At 32.7% G+C, this 8,798-nt stretch carries 7 protein-coding genes; all 7 read left to right on the top strand.

What is annotated here, in order from left to right; translation table 11 throughout:
- The first annotated feature begins 333 nt into the window (after positions 1-333).
- The 7 genes from BIV59_RS12660 to BIV59_RS12635 all read left to right on the top strand — a co-directional run bounded on the left by BIV59_RS12660 (position 334) and on the right by BIV59_RS12635 (position 8,429).
- Positions 334-966 carry a recombinase family protein gene (locus BIV59_RS12660; RefSeq protein WP_071351856.1) on the top strand — a complete coding sequence of 211 codons (633 nt, stop codon included), beginning with the start codon at positions 334-336 and terminating at the stop codon, positions 964-966.
- A 267-nt stretch (positions 967-1,233) separates the two neighbouring features.
- Positions 1,234-2,676 carry an SIR2 family protein gene (locus tag BIV59_RS12655; protein WP_071351855.1) on the top strand — a complete coding sequence of 481 codons (1,443 nt, stop codon included), beginning with the start codon at positions 1,234-1,236 and terminating at the stop codon, positions 2,674-2,676.
- Between the two features lie 77 nt (positions 2,677-2,753).
- Positions 2,754-3,362, top strand: coding sequence for a TIR domain-containing protein (locus BIV59_RS12650; RefSeq protein WP_071351854.1), 609 nt, complete (start codon positions 2,754-2,756; stop codon positions 3,360-3,362).
- 734 nt (positions 3,363-4,096) lie between these two features.
- On the top strand, positions 4,097-4,426 hold the full coding sequence (locus BIV59_RS12645) for a hypothetical protein (protein WP_071351853.1): 330 nt from the start codon (positions 4,097-4,099) through the stop codon (positions 4,424-4,426).
- A gap of 83 nt (positions 4,427-4,509) precedes the next feature.
- Positions 4,510-5,466: a hypothetical protein gene (locus BIV59_RS12640; protein ID WP_071351852.1), complete on the top strand. Its 957-nt coding sequence runs from the start codon at positions 4,510-4,512 to the stop codon at positions 5,464-5,466.
- A gap of 833 nt (positions 5,467-6,299) precedes the next feature.
- Positions 6,300-6,443 carry a hypothetical protein gene (locus BIV59_RS23675; RefSeq protein ID WP_170846149.1) on the top strand — a complete coding sequence of 48 codons (144 nt, stop codon included), beginning with the start codon at positions 6,300-6,302 and terminating at the stop codon, positions 6,441-6,443.
- Between the two features lie 843 nt (positions 6,444-7,286).
- Complete coding sequence (locus tag BIV59_RS12635; RefSeq protein WP_071351851.1) at positions 7,287-8,429, top strand: HNH endonuclease; 1,143 nt, start codon at positions 7,287-7,289, stop codon at positions 8,427-8,429.
- Positions 8,430-8,798 lie beyond the last annotated feature (369 nt).

Here is an 8,798-nt window from a genome sequence, read left to right as displayed (position 1 = left end):
AATGCAGTACGTCATTAACAGACAATCCTTACTGGAGTGAGGAGATAAGTTCTCACCCTAAGTAATATTTTCCCCCTTTTAACAACCCCTTATTCATGTGAGTAAGGGGTTGCCTATTTTGCAATCGTTTTAGCAACTGTCTTGAACTAATTCTGCTCTCCAGCAGACTTTCGCTAATTTATCTGCTATTAAGTCTAAAAGTTTCAACTTTTGTACAGTTTACGACTTTTATCCAAAAGTTAGTCTAAAAATATGTTACTTTTGTCTAAAAGATAGTTTAAAATAAGAGTATAAAACATTGTAGACTTTTAGATGAAAAGGGGAACGGTTAGAATGCCATTAATCGGATATGCTAGGGTTTCAACGGTGGGGCAAGATAATGGACTAGAGACACAGAAGCAGTTATTAAATGAAGCAAGTTGCCAAAGAATTTTTTATGAGAAAGTAACAGGTACAAGCACAACTAAACGGAATGAACTAAAAGAAGCTATCGAGTTTTTACAAGCAGGTGACACGCTCATAGTAACTAAGATTGACCGCTTGGCTCGTTCTATCATTGACTTGAATAAAATAGTTTCTGAGTTGACTACAAAAGGTGTGAATGTGAAGTTCTTAAAAGAGAATATCGAGTTTAAGGCAAGTGAAAACAATAACTCTCTTCAAACTTTGCTTTTTAATATCCTAGGTTCATTCGCACAATTTGAGAGGGACATCATTGTTGAACGTACTGGAGAGGGGAGAGAGAGAGCCAAGAGACAAGGGAAGCACATGGGGAGACCGTCACAAAGCAAGAAGGACATAGAGAAGGCTATAAAGCTATATGGTGAAAGGGAGTCAAATGGTTTAAGTGTGAACGATATTGCTAAAATGACAGGCGTACCGAGATCATCTATCTATGCTGAATTGAAAAGGTTGCTACCCCAGCAGAGGGAGAACAAGAATGACGATACTAACACAGTAGTATAAACAATATAAGGTAGCTTAAGGAAAATAAGGATATACACAGTTAAGGAAATTTCAATATAAAAAGTCTAATTTCTCAATTTTAAAAATGAGAAATCAGGCTTTTTCCTAAGGTCCTCTATAACAATTTATGACTAAATACTCTTCAATTCTTAAAAATATTACATTTAAACCAAACACGACTATTATTGTTTGTAAAAGATTGTATAATTATTGGTAGAGAGTGGGAAGTCTCTTCTTTATTTATTAACATAGAGAGGATGTTGTAAATTGAAGTATCATTCAAGTATTCAAGAGTTTTTAAGAACCTATGTGAAGGCAATACAAGACTCAAACGCAGCAATATTTGCTGGAGCGGGTCTCTCACGTCCTGCTGGTTATGTAGACTGGAAAGAGTTATTACGGGAAGTTGCTGAAGATTTACAACTGGATATCGACCAGGAAGCAGATTTAATAGCCCTAGCTCAGTATCATGTTAACGAGTTTAATGGGCGAAGCAAAATAAACCAAATTTTGATTGATGAATTTACTAAAAGTGTAACAACAACTGATAATCATAAAATTTTATCTCAACTTCCTATCGATACATATTGGACAACAAATTACGACCAATTAATTGAATCCAATTTAGATGCGGTAGGTAAGAGGGTAGATAGAAAAATGACACCTGAAAATTTGAGTTATTCAGTACCAGGAAGTGATGCAACAGTTTATAAAATGCATGGAGATAGCAGTTTACCTCATGCTGCAGTTTTAACAAAAGATGATTATGAGGGTTATGATCAAAAAAGGGAATTATTTAGTACGGCCTTACGAGGGGATTTGGTATCTAAAACATTTTTATTTATCGGCTTTAGTTTTGATGATCCTAATTTATCTCAAATTCTAAGTAAGATTAGAATTTTATTGAATGAAAATACCAGAACTCACTATTGCTTTATGAAAAAGGTAAATATAATTGATTATAAAAATAAAGAAGAATTCCTTTATGCGGAGATTAAGCAAGACTTAAAAATTAAAGATTTAAAAAGGTACGGTATTAAGGTTCTGCTAGTTGACGATTATCCTGATGTAACAGAAATTCTGTCGTATATTTCTTCACTTGTAAAAAGAAAAAACGTTTTTGTATCCGGTAGTGCGAGAGATTATGGTGGATGGGGTGAAACGAAGTCATTTGAGTTTAGTACATCATTAAGTAGAGCCCTGATTAAAAACAATAATAATATTGTTTCTGGATTTGGTTTAGGAATAGGAAGTTGTATCATTTCGGGTGCATTAGAAGAACTCTATTCAAGTCAAAATAAGAGGGTAGAAGAAAGGCTCAAGTGTAGACCATTCCCACAAGTCACAACTGGACAACTTTCCAGATCTGAATTATGGACTAAATATCGCAAAGAAATGCTTTCTAATGTTGGTATATCTGTTTTTATATTCGGAAACAAGATCGTTACTGAAACTAAAAAGGTAATTGATGCTAGTGGAATGATAGAAGAATTTGATATTTCTATAGAAAATGGGGCAATTCCTATCCCAGTAGGGGCAACTGGTTTTACATCTAATGCATTATGGCAGAAGGTTATGAAAGATTTTGAGAAGTATGTTGGAATTGAAGAATTAAAACCATTGTATACCGATTTGGGTGATGAAAGTAAGACTCCTGAAGAACTAATTGAAACTCTAATAAAAATCATTAACCGATTAGCGAAGAACTAATGTCTCAATCTATATATAAGTAAGATATAAAGTAAATAACATAAGAATATTATAAAGAAAAAAGTGGGGGAATTCGTTTGGCACGTAAGACTTTTATATCTTATAAATATTCCGAAGCCAAGGATTTAAGAAACAGAATTGTGGAAGCCCTAGGGGATGACGCTAAATATTATCAAGGGGAAAAAAGCGACTCACCCGATATGTCCGATAAAACAACTGATTACATCAAAGATAAATTAAAGGATATGATTTATTCTACTTCTGTTACTATAGTTGTAATCTCTCCAAATATGAAATTAAGTAATTGGATTGATTGGGAAATCGAATATTCACTTAAACAATTAAAACGAAATGATCGCACCTCTGGAACCAATGGTGTTCTAGGAATTGTTATGAAATATAATGGTGGCTATTCTTGGTTAAGACCTTCAGTGAAAAAATCTGATGGACATACCGCTATACAAACAAATAATGAATATCTCTATGATATTATACACAAGAACAGATTTAACCAGGTACTTCCTGAATACACTTGTGATGTATGTAAAAACGTAAGTTCTTTAACAGGTTCATATATTTCTTTGATCAACGAAGAAGATTTTCTTGAAGATCCAAGTAAATATATTGATAATGCATATGATAAAAGTAAAAATACAAGTAACTATAATCTAACCAGAAAAAAATAATGATTATTATAAATCTATTAAGAAGAATCCTTTGGCTTGATCCAAAAGGTTCTTTTTTATTGAAATATGTAAAAACGTTTTTCATTAAAAATTAACCCCATTTATTACTAATTACGTGTTACTCGATAATCTGGCCCGTTTGTAGACAAAATAAAAGCGTTTCTTCAACTAACCTACTCCGTTTTTCAATAAGAAATAAGAGTTTCCTAAGCAACCCCATGTTTACATTTAAAGGGACAAAACTTCCCTCTATTTCTAAACATAGCCCCACCTAGTGCTCAGTAAAACAATTTTATCCGAGCAATTATAAGTATCGGTCATCTGATCCGTGTGAAAAATTCTGAAATATATCAAGGCATCATGATTGTTTTAAACAGATGTCCTAATACATATAAAGCAATATCCCTCACTTAATCCACTTTTAGTTCCATGCTACCTCTACCTTTTCACATTAGATAATTCTATATAACTCAGTTAGAACAATAATCCTTTATATACCTACCAGGGTATAAAAATAGAGTGTTAGTACCCTGAATAAGGTGTTTTACTATACCTTCACGCTCACTAATTATCTATAAAAATATTTCTTCTGTACACCATGGAAGGCAATTGCTACCACTTCTAGATAAAGTTTTAATAAGGTTTGAAATTTTTCAAAAAAGTATCGCAACCAATCCACTACTTGTAGCGACTACTAGAATGTAAGATGACAAAATATAAGGAGGAGATGGATAATGAATAATATATTATCCCGTATGAGAGTACTAATAGCATTAAAGAAAAAGTCTATGAGAAGAAAGGTAGGCATAATCCTGAATTTACCTGAACATTGTAAAGCTTCGGTAGAAGTTACTAAAGAGTATTTAGACTATTTCGGTATCCCTTCAATAGAGGAAGATATTTTACAATATGCAGAGCAGGGCTTGTTAAGTTGTGCTTTACCTATTGAAGATACTACTAAGCATACGGACTACTCTTATTCAGTTGACATAGTGAGCTTGCTTCTTATGGTGAATCATAAAGGATATGATTTTTATGAAGCACGTAAGATTTTGGAGCGATAACTAATTCATTTATGGACTGCTCTAGGTAAATTCTACCTAGGGTAGTAATCCATAGATAGAGCTAAAATGGGAGGAAGAAAGATATGTCAGCAACACTTAATAAGGAATCCAAACAACCATTTGCTAAAATTCCAATGATGGTTTTAGGATGTCCATTTCTTAGTGCTACGGAAAAAGTTGTAATGGAGTTGTTAATCAATCAGTCAAATATCTTTAAAAAAAGTGAATTCTCTATTAAAAAAGAGAGGTTATTATTCTATCTAGATATTAAGAAAAGAGCTTTACTGACTACAGTTAGAGAGAAACTTATACCCAAAGGTCTTATTATTGAATTTACTGAGAATGGTAATAATTTTGATGTTGTACTAGCAGATTTTACAAAAAATCCTCTTGTGTTAGTGACAAGTAAAATCCTAGAATTAATGAAACCTGAGAAAAAACAGTTTACTCCAAATCAGGAGGGTAAGGCATGGGGCATCCTCTCTAGTATAAAGGTGGAGGATATTGGAACAATGATGACTGATAAAGAAACTGAGGGTTTTATAAGGGACTACTTAGAGTCAAAAGGTATTACAATCACTAAACAGATCAAGGATTCTGATACGAAAATAAGCTATATGGAAAAAGATGTTGCAGACTGGTATTTACCTGAACTATGTGACTATTTTTTTGATGAGTATAAAAGAGTGACAGGTGAACCTCATCCAGCACTAAGAAAGGAACAAAAAGAAAACTTTATGCATCGTGTATGGCAGAATTACTCTACTGAATTTGCTAAAAATACAAAAAAACATATAGACTTGTTTTTAGAGCAATATTCTAAGAAGCCTGGACATACTCCTAAAATACAATTATTGGGGAATGGGGAAAACATTTTTCAAATGGATTGTTTCATTAAACATGGGAGATTTCCTAGTGATGGAAACCAAAAATCAAGGAAAGGGGATGTAGTCATTGCTGCTTCTGAACCTGTACTTGGTACTACATTATCTCCTGAGGAGATGTTAGAGCGGATGTTAGAAAGGAGAAAAAATGAGTAAAGTACCTCATGAATCCTGTATATTTTTACATTCGTTAATGCAGAAAACTACATCAAGTAATGCAAGAATACGCATTGCTTAATGTAGTTTTCTGCATTTTAAAATTAGGATAATCCTTAGAGCCATAAAGGATTTGGCTTTCAGCAATAAAAATATTAACTAAGATTTCAACAAAGATATTAACTCTGTAGGTAGACGTTCTTAAAGAGAGAGATTCTTCTTAAACTTAGTAAAGAGAATGTACTTAACTACAAATATAGAAACATTCCGAAACGAGAATATGAAGGTAGTATGGTTTTGGACAAAAATATAAAATACATATAAGGAAGCGTTGGACTTGAATCTGCTCCTCCCTTAGGGTTTTACAGTTCCCTTGTTTCTATCTATGCTGCGCCATAATACACACTTAACAAAAGTGAATGATGTTGGTTCAAACTGTAGAGATTATCACTCTTTACTACACCATTAGTGCGTACATATGTAGTATTTTATAAGAATATGGAGGGAACGAATGTATAGATTTTACCTCGAAAAATGATGGTACCTCTCTGTATGAGGATGGAAGGCTTTGGTACCTCTATTTTGAAGTAGTTGGTCTATAAGAATATTGATATGGAGCTTAAACCAGGAGACATTCAGTAATACTGTTATGTGCTTACAAGGTCTATTTTTATATCAAAAAAGTTTTCTTTGATAAAGAGCTTTTGGGAAAAAGATGAGTGGCACAAAACTAAAATGGAGTTTAAGAATTATAATAGATGATCAAGAGAGTATGCTTCCTATTTAAAGGCTTAATTCATAAAATTATTCACATTTTGAAAGGAAATAACTAGATGGAATTTTTTTTCATTGCCAGCAGTGAAACTCCATATACTTTTATGGAGAATGTACAAGGGGGCAAATTGATGGAACGGATGACTTGGCACTTTCCGAAACCGCTTCATGAAAAGAACAAATTAAATAAACAAGAAGAATAACAACTTTTCTACCTTTTGGCAGAAGAATTTTCTGCGATTCTTGAACGGAAGTAATTACCTTATTGGACTTTATTGGGAAGATATTTTAATATTTATATACAATATCACTAAATGAGGGGGTAAGAGTATGGAAAGTGTTTCTTGGTCTAAAGGAAGGAATTAATGAACATCTAAGATATAAATTAGTTAAGTAATTTCAGAGGAGGGGTCTTGTATTGTCTCAAATGCTAAAAATAGGAGATTGGTTAATAGAAATTAATATTGATAAGACACGGCAGTGGTACAACAAAGATTTAGAGATGTGGGAACTGCCTAGGCTGCAACAATTTTGTTGAAGCCTGTAAATACATAGAGACTCCTGTATTAGAACTATTCAAAAAATTAGGGATTAATCCAGCAAAACCAGCCCATCTTTCTGAATTTCCAACTATTGAAGATGGCATAAGACAATACATTGGGACGCTTTTATTTTGTTGGCAGAGTGGTTGACGATGGAATGAGTACAAACTCTAACCCCAATGTGACGAATAATTTGGAAACCTTGTTTGGTTACTCTTATACTACATTATAGTGAAAATAAGCAGTCACGCAGAGCAGAGATAGACCTGGTACGAAAGCATATAAGGAAACAGTTACCGAAAGCACAGTATATTAGGAAGGATTACCTAAGAAGAAGGTGATGAAAGCCAATTGTTTGTATAATCAATTCTATTTTCATTTATCCAATGATTTTGCGAACTTAATTACTATCATAAAAATAACTGGCAAAGTACCATTGAGTCCGGTAACAGAGAAAATTAAAACTGTAATACATAAAGAGTTTAATAGCAAGGTGGTTTAAATATGGTAGTTAAATGTATTCTTTGTAACAGGGCAAAGGAAGATAAAGATTTTAAGGGTAAAATGATTATTTGTATAGACTGTGAAACAAAAGGTAAACGTTTACATCCTAAAGATTATTTAGTACAACTTGTTTATGAAATAGTAAATAAATGGGGAATTAAAGATGTAGAAACAGACTTGGGAGTGATAGATTTTTCAGAAATATCTGCTTACGAGTTTAAAAAAGCATATACAAAGCCTCAAATACAAGATATATCAGATATACTATTGGAATTAGAAGATGAATTTCTATTTGTTGATGAAGAAGTAAGCCCTTCATCTGAAACGCTTGTGCTCGATCCATTAGAAATAATCGAGAAATATCAAAACGCAGTTTTAGAAAGAGATATCCAAGTTGAAATTAAAGATGAGCCCTGGAGGAAGCATATTCCAAAACACGTGAAATTGAATATGAAAAATTGGAAAAATGCAACGTTAGAGGAAGTCTATGATACCGGCAAAGAATTAATGAGTAAAAGTACTGGCGCAATTCGTAATCAATTATTTGAATTTGTGTGTGATCTGTCTGAATTGGTTTTTGTTGAACAACAAGATGAAGAAGAAACTGAAGATTTATTGACGGGCGATGCTGCTGAAGCAATTATGAATCTAGTGGAAATGATAATTCTTCCACACTTAGAGGTATTAGATAAAATTAAAGAAAATGGCGGTAATGTCAGACTTGCAGATATATGGAATCAGCCGTTTAATGATTCATTGAAAAAAGAGGTAAAAGATAGGGATCATTGGAAATGCGTTATTTGTGAAGACGATAAAGGATTGCACGTTCATCATAGAATTCCAAGGAAATTAGGTGGGGTCAACCATAAGAATAATTTGGTTACCTTGTGTAGTTCCTGTCATCCGGCTATTGAGACTGCAAATGTTCAAAAAGCCTTTAAAAAATGTCTGGCTAATTTTAGAAGAAATAAAAACAAAGGTATAAAAAATAGTCATGCATCTAAGGATAAGACTCTTTTAAAAGACGAAGTTGAAAATATATTAGAGAAGGTTTTATTATCATTGGGGAATAAAGATGAAAATGACCTTGCAAAAGAAATAACAGAAGTAATGGATCGTTTAGAGATTATCTTTTATGAATAATCTCAATTCTATATACTGGAGAAAAAAGAAATTAGTAGAGAAGCACAATATAGTTGGCTCTTTAGTAGACGGTGATAGAGGTTTAGTACTTCGAATAGCAAACATATTAAAAGTGCCTGTTAGTATTATTGATATAGATACAAATGAAATAGATTTAATGTAGAATTGGATAAAAATACGGACTAACAGAGGACAAAAATCAGTCCTCTGTTTATTGTTGTTAACCAGTTTATGAGGTACCTTGTAGGATAATGCTTTAGTTGAAGAAGATGCCTGCAATAAGAACTCATAAATGGGTTCTTTTCTTATGATGAAATATCAACATTAACGTTTAACAGAGCTAAAAATATGAAGATATTAATTATGTTT

Origin of the sequence: Bacillus sp. MUM 13 (assembly GCF_001866725.1) — a bacterium.
In the GTDB taxonomy this organism is placed as follows: Bacteria; Bacillota; Bacilli; order Bacillales; family DSM-1321; genus Peribacillus.
The sequence above is the reverse complement of the archived record's forward strand: the minus strand, read 5'-3'. Positions and strand labels throughout refer to the sequence as shown.